Below are 20,637 nucleotides of genomic sequence, written 5' to 3'. Positions count from 1 at the left end.
AGGAGGGTGCCGTGCCGTGGTTGACTGACGCCAGAGGACAGGGAGGGATCCGCGTCCGCCGCCATCCGGGCGGCGGGGACGGCTCTCCCGCAGACGGACCACCGGAAGGGGAACGAGACGTGCAGGACGCCGCGCCGCTGTACACCCGTCATGAGGGGGCGCCCGTGCCCCCCGGCCTGGGCATGCTCGTGGCCCTGACCGGGCACATGGACGCGGGCCGGGTCGCTCGGCAGGTGCGGGCCGCGCTGCACGAGCACCTGACCCATCGGACCGTCGTCTCCTTCGACGTCGACTCGATGTTCGACTACCGCGCCCGGCGTCCCCGGCTCCGGTTCGACCGGGACCGCTACCGTGATCTGCGCCTGCCCGCGCTCGAGGTGCAGCTGGTCGAGGACCTGCTCGGCCACCCCTTCCTGCTGCTGTCCGGCCCCGAGCCGGACTTCCGGTGGCAGGCGGTGACGGAGGCCGTGCTCGGCCTCGCGCAGGAGTGGGAGGTGGACTCGCTCACCTTCCTCGACGCGGCCCCGCTGCCCGTGCCGCACACGCGGCGGCTCGGGGTCACGACCCACGGGTCCCGCGCCGACGCCGTCGAGGGGCTGTCCACCTGGAGCCCGGAGGCGGACATCGTCGCGGGGCTGCTGCAGATGCTCGAGCTGCGCGCCGAGGAGGCGGACCTGCCGACGGCGGGCTACACCGTCCATGTGCCGCACTACGTGGCCGAGGCGTCCTTCCCCCAGGCGGCCGTGGCCGCGCTCGAGTACGCGGGGGCCGCCATGGGGCTCATGCTGCCCTCGGACGACCTGCGAGACGCCTCGCGGGACATCGAGGCCGAGCTGGAGCGCCAGGTCTCCGGGTCCGGGGAGATCCAGCAGATGATCGCCGGCCTGGAGCGCAACTACGACCAGAACGCCGAGGACCAGGAGCGGTCGTTGCTCGAGACCGAGCAGGGCCTGCCCGACGGCGACGAACTCGCCTCCGCCGTCGAGGCGTACCTCGCCGCGCGGGACGCCGGCGGCGGGTCCGCTCCTGCACAGGAGGACGGACCCGGCCGTCCGTCCACCGGCGACGGGGACTGATCCCACCGCGGGCGCCCGGTCGGCCAGGGTGGCGGCATGGAAGCCCCCACCTCACTCGACGTCCCCGTCCTGCCGGCCCGCGGCCCGGAGGACCTGCTCGCCTACGTCGGCCACGCCCTCGGGCGGTTGCCCGAGGGCAGCCTGGTCCTCCTCACCCTGCGCGACGGGCGCCTGCGCGCCGTGGTGCGGGTCGACCTGCCTCCCGAGGAGGTCGACGTCGGCGCCTGGGCCTGCGCCGTGGCCGAGGTGTGCCGGCGGGACGCAGCCGCGGACGCGACGCTCTGCCTCGCGCTGCCGGACGGCGCCCGGGCCACGCTCGCCCGTCCCGGCTGGGCCGCGGCGCTCGACGACGCCCTGGCGTCCGCGGGTCGCCCCCTGACCGCGGCCTGGACGTGCGCGCGGGGACGGGCGCGCCCCTGGTGGGGGAGCGGCGTCGCCGAGGAGGGCCCGCTCGACCCCCGAGCCGCGCCGCTGTCCCTGCACCTGATGACCCGCGGTTCGGTCTGGGACCGTGCAGCAGTGCCCGACCCGGTCCCGCGCCGCGGTCCCGCGGCGGCCCGGGCCGACGACGCGCGGTGGCGGCCTCCCGAGCAGGACGCGCCCGCGGCACGCCGCGCGTGGCTGGCGCAGTGGGAGTCGGTGCTGACCGGCGCGGCTCGTGACCGCGGCGCGCCCGCACCGGCCGTGCTGGGCTCGCCGCTGACGCGTCCGGCCTGGCGCGACGGCCTGCTGCTCCATGCCGCCGCGCCGTCCGGCGCGGCCACGGGGGATCCGGGGGACGAGGAACGGATCCTCACCGCGGCCTCGGGCCGGGCGCCGGCCTGGGATCGGCTGGACGCCCTGCGGGCGGGGCTGCGCGCGCTCGTGCCCGTCGCGACGCCGGCTGTGGCGGCGCAGGCCCTGGCGCTGGCCGGGTGGGTCGGCTGGGCCCGCGGCCACGGCTCCGACGCGGACGCCCACCTGACCGCGGCGGCGGCGCTGAGTCCCGGCGACCCGTTCGTCTCCGTCCTGCGACGCATCGTGGCCGCGGGGTGCGTCGCAGGCTGGGCGACCGACCCGGCCACCGCGTGGCGGCCCGACGGTGGCCGCCCATGAGAGAATGATGCGGCTTCACGACGGCACGGCCGACCGCAGCCCGTTTCCCGGGTGCGGAATAGATCGGTCTCAGCCGTCGTTGGCACTCACGGACCCTGCAGTCGGCGGGCCCGGACGACGTCGGTCGTCCGAGGCCGCGACTTGACAGGGTCACGTGTCTATGGACTGCAAGGATCCGCGGGTGGCCGCGGACGAGACGGAAAGGCCTCGAGTGACCACTTCGACGACCAGCGGTGTGCAGGACGGCAAGGAGACCACTGCCTCCGAGGCCACGACCACGCGCACCCGCTCCACGGCAGCCAAGAAGTCGGCAGCCACGAAGAGCGCCACGACCAAGGGCGCCACGACGCGGACGACCGCGACGAAGTCGGCGGCGACCAAGACCGCTGCCACGCCGACGGCCAAGAAGAAGGCGACCCGGAAGCCCACCGCGGCCAAGACCACCGCCACGGCCAAGACCACCGCCGCGAAGAAGACCGCCACGACCGGGGGCAAGAAGGCCACCGCGTCCGCCGCCTCCGCCGAGCAGGCCGAGGACGACGAGGAGCTCGTCCAGGCGCGCGAGCGCACCGAGGCCGCGGACGCCGTCGAGGAGGACGTGGTGGCGGACGAGACCGCCACCGAAGACTCTGATGATGAGGACGCGGACGGCTCGGACGCTCCGGAGCGTCCGGCGATGGACGCGGAGGCCGTGACCGGCACGACGGCCGCCACAGGCCAGAAGGTGGCCCAGTCCAAGGGCGCGTTCGTCATGGACGACTCCGAGGACGACGCCCCGGTGCAGCAGGTGGTCGTGGCGGGCGCCACGGCGGACCCGGTGAAGGACTACCTGAAGCAGATCGGCAAGGTCGCCCTGCTCAACGCCGAGCAGGAGGTGGACCTGGCCATGCGCATCGAGGCCGGCCTCTACGCCGAGCACGTCGTGCAGCACGAGGCCTCCGACGACTACCGCGAGCGCCGGGACATCCAGCTGATCATCGCGGACGGGCGCAAGGCCAAGAACCACCTGCTCGAGGCCAACCTGCGTCTGGTGGTCTCCCTGGCCAAGCGCTACACCGGTCGCGGCATGCTGTTCCTGGACCTCATCCAGGAGGGCAACCTCGGCCTGATCCGCGCCGTCGAGAAGTTCGACTACACCAAGGGCTTCAAGTTCTCCACGTATGCCACGTGGTGGATCCGTCAGGCCATCACCCGCGCCATGGCGGACCAGGCCCGCACCATCCGCATCCCGGTGCACATGGTGGAGGTCATCAACAAGCTGGCCCGCGTGCAGCGGCAGATGCTCCAGGACCTCGGCCGCGAGCCCACCCCGGAGGAGCTGGCCAAGGAGCTGGACATGACCCCGGAGAAGGTCGTCGAGGTGCAGAAGTACGGCCGCGAGCCCATCTCCCTGCACACCCCGCTCGGCGAGGACGGCGACTCCGAGTTCGGCGACCTGATCGAGGACTCCGAGGCCGTCGTGCCCGCGGACGCCGTCTCCTTCACGCTGCTCCAGGAGCAGCTGCACTCGGTGCTGGACACGCTCTCCGAGCGCGAGGCCGGTGTCGTCGCCATGCGCTTTGGCCTGACCGACGGCCAGCCCAAGACGCTGGACGAGATCGGCAAGGTCTACGGAGTGACACGAGAGCGCATCCGCCAGATCGAGTCGAAGACCATGTCCAAGCTGCGTCACCCCTCCCGCTCGCAGGTGCTCCGGGACTACCTGGACTGAGTCGCAGCGGCATGACGAAGGGCCGGACCCCCGCGGGGGTCCGGCCCTTCGTCATGCCGGGCGCGTCAGGCGCCGGCGGTGAGGCGGTCCGTCTCGTCCTGCCACAGCGCGGCCTGGGGACGCAGCGCGTCCTCGACGGCGCGGGCGTGGTGGGCGCAGAACTGGAGGGCACCGCCCGAGTGCAGCACGGCGCGGACGTAGGCCTGCGCGCCGCAGCGGTCGCAGCGGTCGGAACGGGTGAGGGCGGCCGGCTCGGCCACGGCGGTGATGGACATGGTGTCCTCCTCGGGTCTCTCGGGGCTGGAGGGCGACGACGCCGGTGGGGCGGGTCGGTCCTCCTCTTGTCCCATGGAACAGCAAGGATGGCAGGGAACTTCCCCGCGCGCCCGCCCCGCACCCGCGTTTCGCCACCCGCGTACGCAAGCAGCCGGGCCGGGCTGCCCAGGGACGTCCGGCCCGAACCCTGGCGTGTCCGGCCCGCGGAGTAGGCTGGACCGGCCGCCGTCGTCCACCGAAAGGCCCGCCCCGTGCCCGCGAACACCGAGTACAACGCCCGCCACCTCTCCGTGCTGGAGGGGCTCGAGGCCGTCCGCAAGCGGCCGGGCATGTACATCGGCTCCACCGATTCCCGCGGCCTCATGCACTGCCTCTGGGAGATCATCGACAACTCGGTGGACGAGGCTCTGGCCGGCTTCGGGCAGTCGATCGAGATCACCCTGCATCCGGACGGCTCCGTCGAGGTCGAGGACAACGGGCGCGGCATCCCCGTGGACGTGGAGCCGCGCACCGGCCTGTCCGGTGTCGAGGTGGTGTTCACCAAGCTCCACGCCGGCGGCAAGTTCGGCGGCGGTTCCTACGCCGCCTCGGGTGGCCTGCACGGCGTGGGCGCGTCGGTGGTCAATGCCCTGTCCTCGCGCCTGGACGTGCAGGTGCTGCGCGGCGGCAAGGTCCACCAGATGTCGTTCCGGCGCGGCGAGCCGGGCCGCTTCCAGGACGGGTCGCGCCCGTCGCCAGACGCCCCGTTCGAGCCGTCCACGGACGCCTCGCCGCTGGACGTCGTCGGGAAGGCCAAGCGCGGGCAGACCGGCACGCGCGTGCGCTACTGGGCGGACGAGCAGATCTTCGTGAAGGACGCGACGTTCTCCGCCGAGGAGCTCCAGGCGCGGGCGCGCCAGACCGCCTACCTGATCCCGGGCCTGCGGATCACAGTCAAGGACCTGCGCCGCCGACCCGGCACGCCCGGCGCCGACGGCCCGGTCGAGGAGGTCTTCCAGTACGACGGCGGCATCTCCGAGTTCGTGGAGCACCTCACGCCCGCCACCCCGGTGACGGACGTGTGGCGGATCCAGGGCTCCGGCACCTTCAAGGAGCGGGTCCCGGTGCTCGGCGAGGACGGGCGCACCTCCATGCAGGATGTGCAGCGCACGTGCGAGGTGGACGTCGCCCTGCGCTGGGACGTCGGCTACGACACCGTGTTCCGGTCCTTCGTGAACATCATCGCCACGCCCAAGGGCGGCACCCATCAGTCCGGGTTCGAGGCGGCACTGCTGAAGGTGTTCCGGGCCCAGGTGGAGGCCAACGCGCGCCGGCTCAAGGCCGGGTCGGACAAGGTGGAGAAGGACGACGTGCTGGCCGGCATGACCGCCGTCCTGACGGTGCGGCTCGCCGAGCCGCAGTTCGAGGGGCAGACCAAGGAGATCCTCGGCACCTCCGCGGTGCGGCGGATCGTCTCCCAAGTGGTGGAGAAGCAGCTGACCGCCCGCCTCACCTCCACGGCCCGCGCCCAGAAGCAGCAGGTGCACACGCTGCTGGAGAAGGTCGTCGCCGAGATGAAGTCGCGCATCTCCGCGCGCACCCACAAGGAGAACCAGCGGCGCAAGAACGCCCTGGAGACCTCGACGATGCCGGCCAAGCTGGCGGACTGCCGCAGCAACGACGTCGCCTCCTCCGAGCTGTTCATCGTCGAGGGCGACTCGGCGCTCGGCACCGCCAAGCTGGCCCGGTCCTCCGACTTCCAGGCCCTGCTGCCGATCCGGGGCAAGATCCTGAACGTGCAGAAGGCCTCCGTCTCGGACATCCTGGCCAATGCCGAGTGCGCGGCGCTGATCCAGGTCGTCGGGGGTGGTGCGGGGCGCAGCTTCGACCTGGATGCGGCCCGCTACGGCAAGGTCGTGCTGATGACGGACGCGGACGTGGACGGTGCCCACATCCGCACCCTCCTGCTGACGCTCTTCTTCCGCTACATGCGGCCCATGGTCGAGGCCGGGCGCGTGTACGCGGCCGTCCCGCCGCTGCACCGGATCGAGGCGGTGACCCGGGGCGTCAAGGAACGCGAGGTCATCTACACGTACTCCGAGCAGGAGCTGCACGCGACGCTCGCCCGCCTGGAGCGGGAGGGCCGCTCGTATCGCGAGCCGATCCAGCGCTACAAGGGTCTGGGCGAGATGGACGCGGACCAGCTGGCCGAGACCACCATGGACCCGCGCCACCGCATGCTCCGCCGCGTGAACATCGCCGAGGTGGAGGCCGCCGAGCGCGTCTTCGACCTGCTCATGGGTTCCGCGGTGGCCCCGCGCAAGGACTTCATCGTCTCCCACGCCGACGAGCTGGACCGCGAGCGCATCGACGCCTGACCCTCCGCTTTCGTTCGGGAAACGGCGGCGCGGCCGCCGCCGTTTCCCGAACGAAAGCGGCGTGACCCGCGCCGTTTTCCGAACGAAAGCTCGGGACGGGCGCTCGTTCCGGCCGCGGCGGGCGTCAGCGGTCGCGGTAGTACGCCGCGACGCGGTGCAGGCCCTCGTCGATGCTCACGGTCGGCGTCCACGCGAGGACCTCACGGGTGCGACGCTGGTCGAACCAGTGGGCGGTCGAGAGCTGCTCGGCGAGGAACTCGGTCAGCGGCGGCTCGCCGTCGTCGGAGCCCACGCCCCGGGACCGCAGCCCGAACAGATCCCGCTCCCACGCCCGCTCGATCAGGGCACCGGCGCGCCGGGCCAGGCCCGCCGGGACGCGGCGTTCGGGCTCCGCGGCGCCGCCCGCCAGCGCGATCTGGCGGATCAGCTCGCCGACCGGTCGCGGCTCGCCGTTGGTGACCACGAGGGCCTCGCCGTGGTGCACGTCGGCCGCGGACACAGCCGCCACCACGGCCTCGACGGCGTTGGCCGTGTACAGCGTGTCGACCAGGGGAGCGCCCGTGCCGAGCACGGGCATTCGCCCGGCCCGCGCGCGCTGCACGATCCGGTCGGTGAGCTGCAGGTCCCCGGGCCCCCACATCAGGTGGGGGCGCAGCACCAGGACGCGGAAGTCGTCGCGGTCGGCGGCCAGGGCCAGTCGCTCGCCGGCCGCCTTCGTGCGCGCGTAGGGTCCGCGCGCGTGCTCGGGGCTGGCGGCTCCGGCGCCCTCGCCGACGATGGAGTCGCCGGCGTGCGCCACGGAGGGGGAGGAGACGTGGACGAAGCGTCGCACGCCGTGGCGCTGTGCGGCGTGCAACAGGATGCGCGTGCCCTCCACGTTCACGGCCTCGTACTCGTGCTCGGGGCCGGACACGGACACCTTCGCGGCCACGTGCACCACGGTGTCCGCGCCGGTCAGGGCCTCCTCGACGGCGGCCGGGTCGGTCACGGACCCGCGCACGTCCCGCGCACCGGGCACGCCCGACGGACGCCGCTGCAGGGTGGTCACGTCGTTGCCGGCATCGGCGAGCACCCGGGCGACGCCCGCACCCAGCAGCCCCGAGGCGCCGGTCACCAGGACGCGGCGCGACGCGAGGCGCTCGACGAGGTCGGGCATCCCGGCGGCGTCGAGGTCGACGTCGTAGCCGAAGCCGCTCACAGCGCACCCACCTTCCCGCCGGCGAGCACGGCCTCCGCCCAGTCGGCCACCCGGGCGCGGTCGATCTTGGAGTTGTGCCGGATGTCCGTGGGGATCTCATCGGCCACGAGCACCGCGGCCACCGGCAGCGGCTCGAGGGCCGCGCGCACGGCGGAGGCCAGCGCGGTCGGGGCGAGGCCCTGCTTGGGCCGGCCGTCCCGGTGGTGACCCGGGCGCCGCGCCGGGCGCGTGGCAGGCACGGCCGCCTCCACGACGACGACCACGGCCTGCGTGCCCCGGGGCCCGACGCCGACGACGGCGCTGCGTCGCACCGGCCCGAGCGCGTCGACGGTCTTCTCGGGCCCACCCGGACCGACCGGGCCCTCGGGCGTGGTGATCACGTGCTGGAGCCGACCCTCGAGCCAGACGCGGCCCTCGGCGTCGAAGTGGCCGACGTCGGCGGTGCGGTGCCATACCCGGCCGTCCCGCCGCCACAGCCCGTCGCGCTTGCTCTGCTGGTCGGTGTGCCAGAGCGCGTCGTAGCGGTCCTTCAGGTGGGGGGCGCTGACCACGATCTCGCCGAGGACGCCGTGGCCCCGCGCGGGGTCGAGGATGACGTCCTCGGCGCTGCCGTCCTCGAGCAGCGGCGCGATGGCCAGGGACACCGTGGGCAGCGCGGAGCCCACGCAGACGCCCTCGTCGTCGGCGGCGCGCAGGCGCTGCACCTCGGCGCCGTCGATGTCCGTGAGCAGCAGCCCCTCGGTCATGCCCCACGGCGTGTGGACCCGGGCGTTCGGCATCAGGTCCGAGACCTGACGCATCAGCTGCGGGTGCACGGGGGCGCCGGCCGAGAGCACGAGACGCACGGCGTCGAGCGCCTCGCGCCGGGGCGCGTCGAGGCCGTCGGCGGTCGCGACCACGTTCGCCAGGGCGGCGGGGGAGGCGAACAGCACGCTCGACTGCCCGGCGATCGCGGCGTCGGCCAGCTTCTGCGCGGTGAGGGTGGCTGGCTGGGTGACATCCATGTCCGGGGAGACGGACGCGGCGCCGAGGGCGGGTCCGAGCAGCGCGAACGGGGCGAAGCCGGCCAGCAGGGAGCCGCCCGGGCGGATGCCCAGGGTGCGGGAGATCAGCGCCACGAGGCGGCCCAGCCGCTCGTGCGTGTACACGACGCCCTTGGCCGGGCCCGTGGAGCCGGACGTGAACAGCACCGCGGCGTCCGCGTCCAGGGCGGGCTCGGGCAGCACGGTGCCGTACTCGTCGACGGCGTCGCCCGTGGCCGGGTCGCGGTGGCGGTCCACCATCGCGTAGAGCGAGTCGGAGACGTCGAGCAGGCGGCGCTGGGCGGCGCCCGGCTCGGTCACGGAGATCCGGGTGCCCGGCCAGGACTGGGCGCGGGCCAGCGTCAGACCGGGGGTGCGGCCGATGATCCAGCGGGGGCGGGCCGACTTCATCGCCCGGGTCATGCCCTTGACCCCGAGGCCCTGGTCCGCCACCACGGCGACGGCGCCCACGCGCAGCACGGCGTACAGGGCCGCCGACAGGTCGCGACCCGGCGGCACGAGCATGGCGACCCGGTCGCCCGGTCGCATGCCCGCGGCCCACAGCCCGGTCGCGATGGCCGAGACCATCTCCTGCAGCTCACCCCAGGTGACGGCCACGGGGCGGCGGGCGGTGCCCACGAGCGAGCGGCCGGCCTGGGCGCCGGCCATGTCCACCAGCGCGGTGTACTCGCGGTGGTCCGAGCCGGGGGCGCCCCAGTCGCGCAGGTGGTCCCAGAGCCGGACCACGCCGGGCTCGCGGGCTCCGGGCTCCTCCCCGAGGTCCACCTCCAGGCCCGGGTCGGCGGCCGCGTCGGCGGTGGCGTGCGGGACGGGGCCCGGCAGCCCCGAGGCGGGGTCGGAGAGCTGGCCGCCGCGCAGCAGCTGGGCCCACTGCAGCAGGGGCGCGGTGATGTCGCGGTCGTCCACGAGCAGGTGCCCCGCCCGCTCGTAACGCTGCACGCGCGCGTGGGGCAGGCGGTCGCGGAGGTCGTCGAGGTAGCGGTCCAGGAAGACCGGGTCGTCGGCGCCCCACAGGATGAGGGCGGGCACGTCGGTACGGCCCAGGGCGGCGAGGTCCTCGCCCACCCGCTGCAGTTCGGGATGGCTGCCGTGGCCGGGGTCGGCCGGGATGTCCGCGACGAAGCCGCCGACGCCGCCGCGTCGGGCCGCCGTGTCGTAGGGCAGGTGGTAGGCGGCCCGCGTCTCGCGGTCGAGGGCCGGGGTGGCGAGGGAGGTCGTCACGGAGAGGAAGGCGTCCGTGGTGACGGTGGAGGCCGGCAGGACGGGCCCGGCGAGGGCGGCCTGCAGCGGGGCGGGGATCGGCGCCCCCTCGGGCTGGTGGACCGCGGTGTTCAGGGTCGCGACGCCGGCCACCAGCTCCGGATGACGCGCCGCCCAGCCGAGGGACACGACACCGCCCCAGTCGTGGCCGAGCGTGATCAGCGGGTGGCCGGTGGCTGCCAGGTCGCGCAGCCCGAGAGCCGCCAGCAGGGCGTCCAGGTCGGCGATGCGGCCGCCCAGCGTGCGGTAGGTGTCGCCGGCACGGCCCATCGACGCGGCGGACGGGGAGCCCGCGTGCGCGAGGCGCTCGGAGAAGCCCATGTCCAGCTGGTCCGGCGCCACGACGCGCCACGCGGCCATGCCCCGGCGTGCCCGGCGCACGGTCTCCGCGAGCAGGGACCGCCACAGCCAGGACCACGTCGGGTTGCCGTGCACCGCCACGATCGTGCCGACGATCTCCGCCCCGGCCGCGGCGAGCACGGGACCGGTGTCCGCCACGTGCAGCGTCCGCACGGTCCCCTCCGGGTCCGCGGCGGAGCGGATCTCCACGAGGCGGGACCACGCCGGGTCCCAGCCGGGCAGTCGGTCGGCCGGCGGCAGGGCGGCGGGGGCGGCGGGGATCTGGGGCATGGCTCTGGCTCCTTCAGCTCACCATTCGATCTCGAGCATCGCGGTGTTCAGGCCCGAGCCCACGCCCAGGCAGACCACCGTGTCCCCGTCCTCCAGGGCGTCCATCTCCCGCACGAGGGTGATGGGCAGCGACGCCGGGCCGACGTTGCCCAGCGTGGGGAACGTCGTCGGGATGCGCGCCGGGTCCAGGTGGGCGGACTCCGCGATCGCGTCGGTGTGCATCTGCGAGACCTGGTGGGTGATGAACCGGTCGGCCTCCGGCCACGCCCACTCCGCCGGGACGTCGTGCCACGCGTCCATCACGAGCTCGAGACCGTCCTTGAGCAGGGCGGTGGAGTCGGTGTACATGCCGTGGTGGTCGCCCACGCACAGGCCGTGGTGGTCGGTGCCGGCGCGGGTGATCCCGCGGACGATCCGATGGGCGTCCGGGTGGTCCTCGATGCGGCCGACGACGGCGGCGGCGGCCCCGGAGCCCAGCGTCAGGGACGCGAACTGCTCCATGAAGTTGCCGCGGTGCGTGGTCTCGGCGTGCAGGTTGGCCACGGTGGCGGCCTGCACCTTCGAGGCGTCCTCGGCGGCGACCACGACCGCGTAGTCGATCTGGCCGGCGTCCACGAGGGTGGAGGCGAGCATGAGGCCGTTGACGAACCCGAGGCACGCGTTCGTGATGTCGAAGTTGGTCGCCGAGGTCGGCAGCCCCATGAGGTGATGGATCCGCACGGCCACGGAGGGCTCGAGCGTGGCCCGGGTGACCGACGTGTTCACGAGCAGGCCCACCCGCTCCCGGGGGACGCCGGCCTGCTCCAGGGCCGCGACGCCGGCGCGGGCGGCGGCCTCCTGGAAGTCCTCGGTCTCGTCCCAGTTCCGTCGGCTGCGCACACCGGCCACCCGCTCCAGGAGGGAGCCGGGCAGGCGCAGGCGGGTGAGCACCTCCGCCAGCTGGTCGTCGAGGTCCCGCGAGGTGACTTCGACGGGGGCCTCCACCTCGGTGACCGCCAGGAGGGCGGCGCGGGAGTACTCGTAGCTGGCGTTGCCGGACACGTTCGTCACCAGGACCAATCTGCGGGGGGTCGGGGGAGGGGGGCGCTCACCTGCGGTGAGACGACAGCCCACTGTATCGGAGGGGTCGGGCGGGGCGCCCATCCGGGGCGTCGATCGGCCCGAGGCGAACAGGCTCGCCCCGGACCGGGGTCAGTCCGCGGACACGGCCACGGCGTCGTCCTCGGCGGGCGGGGCCGAGACGAGGTCGGGGGAGGCGCCGGCACCGACGGCCTCGATGCGCTGGTCCACGGGCACGCCCGAGCCGTCCCGACGCCCGTACTCGATCGGCAGCGCGCGGGCCACCCCGGCCCGCGAGGCCGCGAGCGCGGGCGCAGCGCCGATCCAGCCGAGCTCGAGGCCGCTCTCGCCCTTGAGCAGCCGGTGGGCGCGCACGCCGCCGGTGCCGCGGCCCTTGGCCGGATACTCCCCGAGCGGGGTGACCTTGACGGAGCCCGGGGCGGAGCCGAGCACGTCCGCCTCGCCGTCCGTCACGGTCACCACGACGGCGGGCCGCGGGTGGGCCGCGGCGTCCGCACCGGTCTCGGTGAGGGAGGCGGCGGGGGCCACCCCGAACGCGAGCACCGTGTCCCCGGCGGCCAGCCGGATGCCCGCGACACCGCCGCCGGCCGGGCCCTGGGGGCGCACGGCGGAGGCGGCGTAGCGCAGCAGCTGGCCGGTGCGGGTGAGGAAGACGAGCTGGTCGGCCTCGTCCGGAGCGGGGGCGGCGCCGACCACCGCGTCGCCGTCCTTCAGGGCGACGGCGTCGACGACCTGGCGGTTCAGGGGCCACTCCGGCCGGACGCGCTTGACGACCCCGTGGGCGGTGCCCAGTGCCAGGACGGCGTCCAGGGGGACCAGGGCCACGAGCGTCTCGCCCTTGGCCAGGGGCACCAGCTCCGCGGCGGGGAGGGCCGCGGTCATCGCGGGGGCCGCGGACGGCTCGCCGGCCACCGGCAGGTCGACGGCCTGGAGGCGGTGCAGCGCGCCGGCGGAGGTGAGGGCCCCGATCTCGCCGCGGGCCGTCGTCGGGACCACGGAGGCGAAGGCGTCGTGCTTGCGGCGCCGGCCCTGCGGGGCGATCGGCGTGCGGTCCACGGTGCGCAGCAGGCGTCCGGAGGTGGAGAGCAGGGCCCAGCACGCCGTGTCCGGGACCATCAGGTCCGCCCCGGCCTCCGCGGCGCCGGCGGGGGTCGGCCCGGACGGCGCGGGCCCGGCGGCGGGGGCCGCGGCGGTCTCGGCCTCGAGCAGGACCGTGCGGCGGTCGTCGCCGTGCTCGTCGGCCGCGGCCTGCAGCTCGGACGAGACCACCTCGCGCAGCCGCGCGTCGGAGGCGAGGATCGCCTCGAGCTCGGCGATCGCGGCCTGCAGCTCGTCGCGCTCGGCCTCCAGCTCGATGCGGGAGAACTTCGTCAGCTGGCGCAGCCGCAGCTCCAGGATGTGATCGGCCTGCACCTGGGTGAGGTCGAAGACGCCCATGAGGCGGGTGCGCGCGGCCGCGGTGTCGTCCGAGGAACGGATGATCTCGATGACCTCGTCGATGTCCACGAGCGCCAGCAGCAGGCCCTCGACGAGGTGGAGACGATCGCGGTGCTTGCCGAGGCGGTGCCCCGTGCGGCGCCGCACCACGTCCAGACGGTGGTCCACGTAGACCCGCAGCAGGGGCAGCAGGCCCAGGGTCTGCGGCTGGCCGTCGACGAGCGCGACGTTGTTGATCCCGAACGTCTCCTCGAGCGGGGTGTGCCGGTACAGGGCGGCCAGCACGGCCTGGGGATTGAACCCGGACTTGAGCTCGATCTGCAGGCGCAGCCCGTTCTTGCGGTCCGTCAGGTCCACGACGTCGGCGATGCCGCTGAGCTTCTTCGCGTCGACGCCGGCCTTGATCCGCTCGATGACCTTCTCGGGGCCCACGCCGTACGGCAGCTCGGTGACGACCAGGCCGGTGCGACGCGCGGAGACCTGCTCCACGGCGACAGCGGCTCGCATGCGGAACGTGCCGCGGCCGGTCGCGTAGGCGTCGCGGACGCCGTCGAGCCCCACGATCCGGCCGCCCGAGGGGAGGTCGGGGCCGGGGATGTGGGCCATGATCGCCTCGAGGTCCGCCTCGGGGTCCGCGAGCAGGTGGCGCGCGCCCGCCACGACCTCGCGCAGGTTGTGCGGGGCCATGTTCGTGGCCATGCCGACGGCGATGCCGGTGGTGCCGTTGACGAGCAGGTTGGGGTAGGCGGCGGGCAGCACGGCCGGCTGCTGGAGCTGGTTGTCGTAGTTGGGGACGAAGTCCACGGTGCCCTCGTCGAGGTCCGCGGTGAGCGCCAGGGCGGCCGGGGCCATGCGGGCCTCCGTGTAGCGCGGGGCCGCGGGGCCGTCGTCGAGCGAGCCGAAGTTGCCGTGCCCGTCCACCACGGGCAGGCGCAGGGAGAACGGCTGGGCGAGGCGGACCATCGCGTCGTAGATCGCGGCGTCGCCGTGGGGGTGCAGCTTGCCCATCACCTCGCCCACCACACGGGCGGACTTGACGTGGCCGCGGTCCGGGCGCAGGCCCATGCGGGCCATCATGTAGAGGATGCGCCGCTGCACCGGCTTGAGGCCGTCGCGCGCGTCCGGCAGGGCGCGCGAGTAGATCACCGAGTAGGCGTACTCGAGGAAGGACGCCTCCATCTCCTCGGAGACGTCGACGTCGACGATGTTCTCCTGCTCCAGCGGCAGCGGGCGCGGGGCGTCCTGCTCGGCGGGGCGGGAACGGGATGAACGGGCCATCATGGTGGTCGGGGAGTCCTCACGGCGTCGGGGATTGTCTACAGTGATCCTATGGGTGAGACCGAAGCCGTCCGCGGATATCCCTCCCACTGGGAGGCCGATGTGGTGCTCCGTGACGGTGCGACGGCCCACCTGCGGCCCATCTCGCCCGAGGACGCCGCCGAGCTGCAGCGCATGCACGCCGGGCAGTCCGAGAACTCCATCTACCTGCGCTACTTCACGTACAAGTCCGAGCTGAGCGCCAAGGACCTGGACCGGTTCACCCACGTGGACCACCGGGACCGGGTGGCGTTCGTGATCACCCGCGGCGGCCGCCTGCTGGGCGTGGGCCGCTACGACCGCTACGGGGACTCCGACGCCGCGGAGGTCGCCTTCAACATCTCCGACGCCGCGCAGGGCCGCGGGCTGGGCTCCATCCTCATGGAGCACCTGGCCGTCGCCGCCCGCGAGAACGGCATCCGCCGCTTCACCGCCGAGGTCCTGCCCGAGAACCGCAAGATGCTCTCGGTGTTCCAGGAGTCCGGCTTCGAGGTGACCCGCCGGTTCGAGGACGGCGTCGTGGCCGTCGAGTTCCCCATCGACCCCACCGCCCGGTGGCGCGCCGTCGTCGAGTCCCGCGAGCACCGCGCCGAGTCCCGCAGCGTCGCCGAGCTGGTCGAGCCCGCGTCCGTGGCCGTCGTCGGCGCCTCCCGCGATCCGCAGGCCGTCGGCTCGCTCGTGCTGCGCCACGTCCTCGAGGCGGGCTTCACGGGAGCCGTCCACGCCGTGAACCGCGCCGCCGAGGACGTCCAGGGCCTCACCGCCCACCGCTCCCTGGCCGACATCGGCGAGCCGGTCGACCTCGTCGTCGTCGCCGTGCCCGCCGACGAGGTCGAGGCCCTCATCCCCGAGGCCGCCGCGGCCGGGGCCCAGGGCCTCGTGGTCCTCACCTCGGGCTACGCCGACGCCGGCGCCGAGGGGCTCGAGGCCCAGCGCCGCCTGGTCTCCCGCGCCCGCGCCCACGGCATGCGTGTGATCGGCCCGGCCTCGGCCGGCCTGGTCCGCACCGACCCCGCGATCCGCCTCAACGCCTCCCCGTCCCCGGGCCTGGCCCAGCGCGGCCCCGTCGGCCTGTTCAGCCAGTCCGGCGCCGTCGGCGCCATGGTCTCCGCCGGCGTCAAGCGCCGCGGGGTGGGGATCTCCACCTCGATCAGCGCCGGCAACCGTGCGGACGTCTCGGGCAACGACGCCATGCAGTTCTTCGAGGCGGACCCCCACACCGCCGCCGTCGGCGTGTACCTCGAGTCGTTCGGCAACCCGCGCAAGTTCTCCCGCATCGCCCGGCGGCTCTCCCGCACCAAGCCCGTCGTGGTGGTCCGCTCCGACGTCACCGGGCGCTTCCTGCCCCCGGGCCACGAGACCCGCACCACCCAGGCCCCCGAGGGCGCCGTGGACTCGATGCTCGACCAGACCGGCGTGCTCGAGGCCCACACGCACGAGGCCATGCTCGACATCCTCATGGCCGTGGCCAGCCAGCCGCTGCCCACGGGCCACCGCGTCGTCCTCGTGGCCGACTCGCTCGCCCTGGACCGGCTGGGCCGCGACGCCGCGGCCGAGGCCGGGCTGGAGGTCACGGCCACCGTCGGCCTCGTCGGCAGCGAACAGGGCATCGCCCCGCCCGCCGAGACGCTGGTCTCCGCCGTCCGGGACGCCGTCCGCCACGAGCAGGCCGACGCCGTCGTGGTGCTGGCCCGCCTCGGCCTGCACCAGGCGGACGACGAGCCGGAGCGGCTGGCCCACGCCCTCGCGGACGCGACCCGGGACGCCCGCATCCCCGTGCTCGGCTGCCTGACCGACGTCGTCTCCCCGCGCTACCGCGGCGCCACGCTCGGCGCCACCGGGCCCGTGGGTGACGACGCCGAGCCCGGCTCCCTGCAGCCCGGCCTGCCCTTCTACCCGTCGCCGCAGCAGGCCATGACCGTGCTCGGCGCGCTCGCGGACTACGTCCACTGGCGCCGCCAGGAGGTCGGCGAGCCGCTCGAACCGACCGGCCTGCACCCGCACGAGGCCGAGGAGCTCGTGGAGGCGGCCGCCGCGCGTGCCGAGGGCACCGAACTCGTCCGGCTCTCCGACGAGGAGACCGAGACGCTGCTGGGCCACTACGGGATCACCGTGCTGCCCTCGGCCCGGTTCGAGACCGCCGACGAGGCCGTGGCGGCCGCCGAGCGGCTCGGCTTCCCCGTGGCGCTCAAGGCCGTGGACCCCCACCTGCGGCACCGACTCGACCTGGGCGGCGTCCGCCTGAACGTGGTGGACGCCGACTCCCTGCGCCGCAACGTCGAGCACATGCGCCGTCTGCTCGCGCCGTTCGGCGTGCGCGAGCTCGAGGTCCAGGCCATGGCCCCCGCCGGGCAGGCCTGCATGCTCACGGCGCTCGAGGACCCGCTGCTGGGCCCCGTGGTCTCCTTCGGCATCGCCGGCGACGCCACGGACCTGCTGGGGGACTGGGTGCACCGCGTGCCCCCGCTCACGGACCGGGACGTGGCCCGCATGGTCCGCGCCCCCCGCGCCGCCGTGAAGCTGCGCGGCACCGGCGGGGTGCCCTCCGTCGACCTCGCCGCGCTGGAGGACCTCGTGGGCCGCGTCAGCGTCCTCAAGGACGACCTGCCGCAGGTCGCCCGCCTGCGCTTCGCGCCCGTGCTGGCCGCCCCCGAGGGCGTGACGGTGCTGCAGGCCGAGGTGCACGTCGCCAACGCGGCCCGCCGAACCGACTCGGCCCGGCGCGCGCTGCGCGGCCGCTGACCGGGCCGTCCACAGCGGGCCCGGACGGCCCGGCACCGGACCCGTAGCATGGGGGACATGAGCCCGTTCCGCAGGAGTCACGAGCCCGGCCGTCCCGACCACCGCCCCGACGCCCCCGAGGCCGAGGGCCGGCAGCGCGAGGCCCGCACCCTGGACGGCAGCGGCGGCCTCGACGCCTCGCTCGTCCGCGCCGGCTTCTACCCGGACCTCGTGGCGCACGCCATCGCCGTCGAGCTCGAAGGCCGCACCCCGGACGCGCACCTCGTCCACGTGGACACGCACTTCGACTACGAGGAGATCCACCGGCACATCACGGCCCTCGTGCTCGCCGGGGACACCCTGCTGGCCGTCCACCTCGACGACCACGCCGCCGACCCGGCCGGCCAGGCGGTCCTCGCCCAGGTCTCCACCGAGATGGTCCCGGTCCGCGCCCTCGGCTCCGTGGTCCTGACCACCGGCCACGCCGACCCCGCCCGCTTCCGGCCGTCCGACCCCGTGGCCGAGATGACCCTCGGGCTGATGTGGGCCGGAGGCCAGCGACTGGACCTGCAGCCCGCCGGCTGCGCCGACCCCCAGTGCGACCTCGACCACGGCTACACCGGCACCGCCACCCGCGAGGACCTCGTGATCCGCGTCGCCGCCGACGCCGACGGGCAGGGGGCCGTCGACGGCGCCCTGGCCTTCGCCCGGGCCCTGCGCCGCGCCCACCTGGCGGCCACCACGTGACGGGGCCCGCCCCCCCCGCGGGCGTGGTCCCCGCCGACCGTGCCCTGCGCTCCGTCCTGACCTCCGCCGCGGCCGCCCTCGGTGTCCCGGACTGTGAGAACGCGCTCGCGGTCCCGGCGGGTCGCCGCGTGGTCGTCGCCCTGGTGGACGGCCTCGGACGGTCCCTGCTGAAGCGCTTCGGCGGCCACGCCCCCACGCTGCGCTCGGCGATGGCCGACGGCGGCCGCGTCCTCGAGGTGGCCGTGCCCACCACGACGGCCGCCTCCCTCACGAGCCTGGGGACCGGGCTGGACGTCGGGGAGCATGGCGTGGCCGGCTACGACGTGCTCGACCCGGACCGGGACGTGGTGATCAACCAGCTGGGCGGCTGGGACGAGGCCACCGACCCGGTGGGGTGGCAGCCGAAGCCCACCGTGTTCGAGCGCGCCGCCGCGGCCGGCGTGGACGCCGTCACGGTCTCGCTGCCCGCCTTCGAGCGTTCGGCCCTGACACGGGCGGGGCTGCGTGGCGGCCGGTTCGTGGCCGGTCGCACCCTGATCGCCCGCGCCCAGGCCGTCGAACGCGTGCTGAAGGACGCGCGCGTGCCCACGCTCGTCTACTTCTACGTCAACGAGCTGGACAAGGCCGGCCACCGGGACGGCGTGGGCTCGGACCGGTGGCTGCACGCCCTCGAGGAGATCGACGCGGCGGTGCGGCGCCTGGTGGACCGCGTGCCCGCCGGGACGGTGGTGCTCGCCACCGGCGACCACGGCATGGTCGACGTGCCGCCGTCGCGCCGCGTGGACTACGCCGCCCTGGACGAGGCCGGGGAGCTCGCCGACCCCGCGCTGCTCGAGGGGATCGCGCACACCGCGGGGGAGCCCCGCCTCGTGCAGCTGCACTTCCGGTCCGACGCGGGTCCGGACGTGCGCGCGAGGGTGCGGCGCGCCTGGGCCGAGCGCTACGGGGCGCACGCGTGGGTGCTCACGCGGGACGAGGCCGTCGACGCCGGCTGGTTCGGCGCCGTCGTCGAGGACCGGGTCCGTGCCCGCATCGGGGATCTGCTCGTCGCCGTGCACGGGGATCTTGCCCTCTACGACGGCCGGCGGGTGCCCCCGCACGCCTTCGAGATGGTGGGCCAGCACGGCGCGCCCACGCGCGCCGAGCGGGAGGTCCCGTTGCTCACCTGGCACCGCTGAGCCCGCCCCGCGGCCGGGGCCGGGCCGGGGTCAGTCGCCCTTGCGGCCGAAGACGATCTCGTCCCAGCTGGGCACGGACGCGCGGCGAGCGGCCGAGCGGGCCCGGGGGCGCGGCGTGACGGCCGGCATGGCAGGGCGCGCGGCACGCTCGCGAGGCGCGGGCTCCGCCCCCTCGTCCTCGACACCCGCGTCCGCGACGTCTGCGGCAGTGTCCTCGGCGCGGTCGGTCTCGGCGGCCGGTTCCGGCGCGTCGACGACCGGGGCGTCGTCGGCGGTCGTCAGGGCCCCCTCGGCGTCGACCGGGGCGAGCCGCTCGGGCGCCTGGGCGGCCTCGCGCCGACTCCGGTCCTGGTGCTCGCGAGCGATCAGGTGCGCGAGCGCGTCGTCCGACTCCAGGTCCGCGCCCACACGCTGACCCCGGCGCACCCGCAGGATCTCCAGCAGATCGGCGTCGCGGTCGGCGGCCGGGGAGTGCGCACCCGCGGGGGTCACGGCGTCCTCGGCGTCCACGTCGTCCGTCACCGGTTCGGCCGCGGGGGCGCGGGGGACCAGGTCCCAGGCCTCCGCCTCGGACAGGGCGCGGGCCCAGGCGTTCTCGGGTTCGAGGTGGCGTCCGGCCGGGCGGAACGTCCAGACCGCCGGCGGCTCCTCGCGGGTGGGCAGACTCCTCGCGCCGGCCACGGCGAACCGGGCGGCCACGGTCCAGCCGGCCTGGTCCTCGCGCCACGCGTCCCACTCGAGGCTCGCCTCGTCCACGCCCAGCTCGGCGAGCCGGTGCGCAGCGAGCTCCCCGAGCGTCGTGGGGCCGCCGTCCTGGACGAGGTCCGAGTAGAGGTCGGGCCCGCCGACCCAGACCTCGACGGCGCGGGCCTGCCGGGCGATCCAGTCGCGCTCGGCCAGGACGGGGTGACCGTAGGTGCGGATGCGCGAGAAGGCGTTTCCACTCTCCCGGGCCACCTGCTCCACGGAGGCGCCCGCACGGATGCGCTGCTGGATCTCCCGGGGGGTGAGGGGCACGGCCTCCTGGGTCGCGGCGGCCTTGACGGACTCCTGGTCGGTCAGCGGCGCCGGGGTCGGTCCGTCCGCGGTCTCGTCGTCGGCCACGGGCCGCGGGTCGATGCGCGGGGTGAGCGCGAGGTCCTCGTCCGGCCGGGCCGGGCCGGAGGGCGCCTCGGGAGCCCGCTCGCCCTCCGCCGCGGCATCGTCGGCGTGCATCGTCGCGTCCACCGGTCCCTCGGCGTCCTCGTCGTCCGCCCCGGGGGCGTCCATCTCCGTCATGTCGTGCCAGGCCGCGGGGCCGTCCTCGGCCGGTCGCCCGTCCTCGGCCGCAGCGCCCTCGATGACCAGCCGGCGCAGATAGGGGGAGAGGGCGAGCGTGTGCTCCTCACCCTCCGGCCCCGACAGGCGCAGCGCGTCGCCGTCCTCGGTGGGTCCGGTCAGTCGCAGCTCTGCCATGGCGGTGGTCCCTCCCACATCGTGTTCTGGTCACCGGGCATGTGGACGCCCGGCCG

At 75.0% G+C, this 20,637-nt stretch carries 13 protein-coding genes; 7 read left to right on the top strand and 6 right to left on the bottom strand.

Features of this window, described 5'->3' with window-relative positions:
• Window positions 1-119: 119 nt before the first annotated feature.
• The 3 genes from ACUW6W_RS05130 to ACUW6W_RS05120 all read left to right on the top strand — a co-directional run bounded on the left by ACUW6W_RS05130 (window position 120) and on the right by ACUW6W_RS05120 (window position 3,882).
• Window positions 120-1,076, top strand: coding sequence for a PAC2 family protein (locus ACUW6W_RS05130; RefSeq protein ID WP_044659523.1), 957 nt, complete (start codon window positions 120-122; stop codon window positions 1,074-1,076).
• 36 nt (window positions 1,077-1,112) lie between these two features.
• Window positions 1,113-2,171 carry a DUF4192 family protein gene (locus ACUW6W_RS05125; protein WP_044659524.1) on the top strand — a complete coding sequence of 353 codons (1,059 nt, stop codon included), beginning with the start codon at window positions 1,113-1,115 and terminating at the stop codon, window positions 2,169-2,171.
• A 160-nt stretch (window positions 2,172-2,331) separates the two neighbouring features.
• Entirely contained in the window at window positions 2,332-3,882 is a 1,551-nt protein-coding gene (locus tag ACUW6W_RS05120; RefSeq protein WP_239074670.1) for an RNA polymerase sigma factor, read from the top strand.
• 65 nt (window positions 3,883-3,947) lie between these two features.
• Here the strand turns inward: ACUW6W_RS05120 and ACUW6W_RS05115 are convergent, their stop codons facing one another.
• Window positions 3,948-4,157 (bottom strand): DUF7455 domain-containing protein, encoded by a 210-nt coding sequence (locus ACUW6W_RS05115; protein WP_002858172.1) that lies wholly within the window; start codon window positions 4,155-4,157, stop codon window positions 3,948-3,950.
• A 252-nt stretch (window positions 4,158-4,409) separates the two neighbouring features.
• Here ACUW6W_RS05115 and ACUW6W_RS05110 point away from each other — a divergent pair, with 252 nt between their 5' ends.
• Entirely contained in the window at window positions 4,410-6,515 is a 2,106-nt protein-coding gene (locus ACUW6W_RS05110) for a DNA gyrase/topoisomerase IV subunit B (protein WP_044659526.1), read from the top strand.
• A gap of 124 nt (window positions 6,516-6,639) precedes the next feature.
• Here the strand turns inward: ACUW6W_RS05110 and ACUW6W_RS05105 are convergent, their stop codons facing one another.
• From ACUW6W_RS05105 to ACUW6W_RS05090, 4 genes are all read right to left on the bottom strand, one after another.
• Window positions 6,640-7,713, bottom strand: a complete 1,074-nt coding sequence (locus ACUW6W_RS05105) for an NAD-dependent epimerase/dehydratase family protein (protein ID WP_044659527.1) — start codon at window positions 7,711-7,713, stop codon at window positions 6,640-6,642.
• The gene (locus tag ACUW6W_RS05100) at window positions 7,710-10,646 is read right to left on the bottom strand and encodes an alpha/beta fold hydrolase (RefSeq protein WP_061867234.1); all 2,937 of its coding nucleotides are present in this window, start codon (window positions 10,644-10,646) and stop codon (window positions 7,710-7,712) included. Before ACUW6W_RS05100 ends, ACUW6W_RS05105 begins: the two co-directional genes overlap by 4 nt.
• 18 nt (window positions 10,647-10,664) lie before the next feature.
• Window positions 10,665-11,696: a 3-oxoacyl-ACP synthase III gene (locus ACUW6W_RS05095; protein WP_044659529.1), complete on the bottom strand. Its 1,032-nt coding sequence runs from the start codon at window positions 11,694-11,696 to the stop codon at window positions 10,665-10,667.
• 141 nt (window positions 11,697-11,837) lie between these two features.
• A complete protein-coding gene (locus tag ACUW6W_RS05090) occupies window positions 11,838-14,444 on the bottom strand; it encodes a DNA gyrase/topoisomerase IV subunit A (protein WP_454179891.1) in 2,607 nt (868 codons plus the stop codon).
• 48 nt (window positions 14,445-14,492) lie between these two features.
• On the opposite strand from ACUW6W_RS05090, the gene ACUW6W_RS05085 reads away from it, so the two are divergent.
• Genes ACUW6W_RS05085 through ACUW6W_RS05075 form a run of 3 tightly spaced genes read left to right on the top strand, consistent with a single transcriptional unit; the run spans window position 14,493 to window position 19,126 of the window.
• Entirely contained in the window at window positions 14,493-17,222 is a 2,730-nt protein-coding gene (locus ACUW6W_RS05085; protein ID WP_044659531.1) for a bifunctional acetate--CoA ligase family protein/GNAT family N-acetyltransferase, read from the top strand.
• A gap of 57 nt (window positions 17,223-17,279) precedes the next feature.
• Entirely contained in the window at window positions 17,280-17,948 is a 669-nt protein-coding gene (locus tag ACUW6W_RS05080; protein ID WP_036382843.1) for a DUF5998 family protein, read from the top strand.
• Window positions 17,945-19,126: a nucleotide pyrophosphatase/phosphodiesterase family protein gene (locus tag ACUW6W_RS05075; RefSeq protein ID WP_145950617.1), complete on the top strand. Its 1,182-nt coding sequence runs from the start codon at window positions 17,945-17,947 to the stop codon at window positions 19,124-19,126. The genes ACUW6W_RS05080 and ACUW6W_RS05075 overlap by 4 nt, the downstream gene beginning before the upstream one ends.
• Window positions 19,127-19,156: 30 nt before the next feature.
• On the opposite strand, the gene sepH is transcribed toward ACUW6W_RS05075, so the two are convergent.
• Entirely contained in the window at window positions 19,157-20,581 is a 1,425-nt protein-coding gene (gene sepH, locus ACUW6W_RS05070) for a septation protein SepH (RefSeq protein WP_145950616.1), read from the bottom strand.
• Between the last annotated feature and the right edge of the window lie 56 nt (window positions 20,582-20,637).

This window comes from Micrococcus sp. 093350064-1, assembly GCF_053627955.1.
The sequence above is the reverse complement of the archived record's forward strand: the minus strand, read 5'-3'. Positions and strand labels throughout refer to the sequence as shown.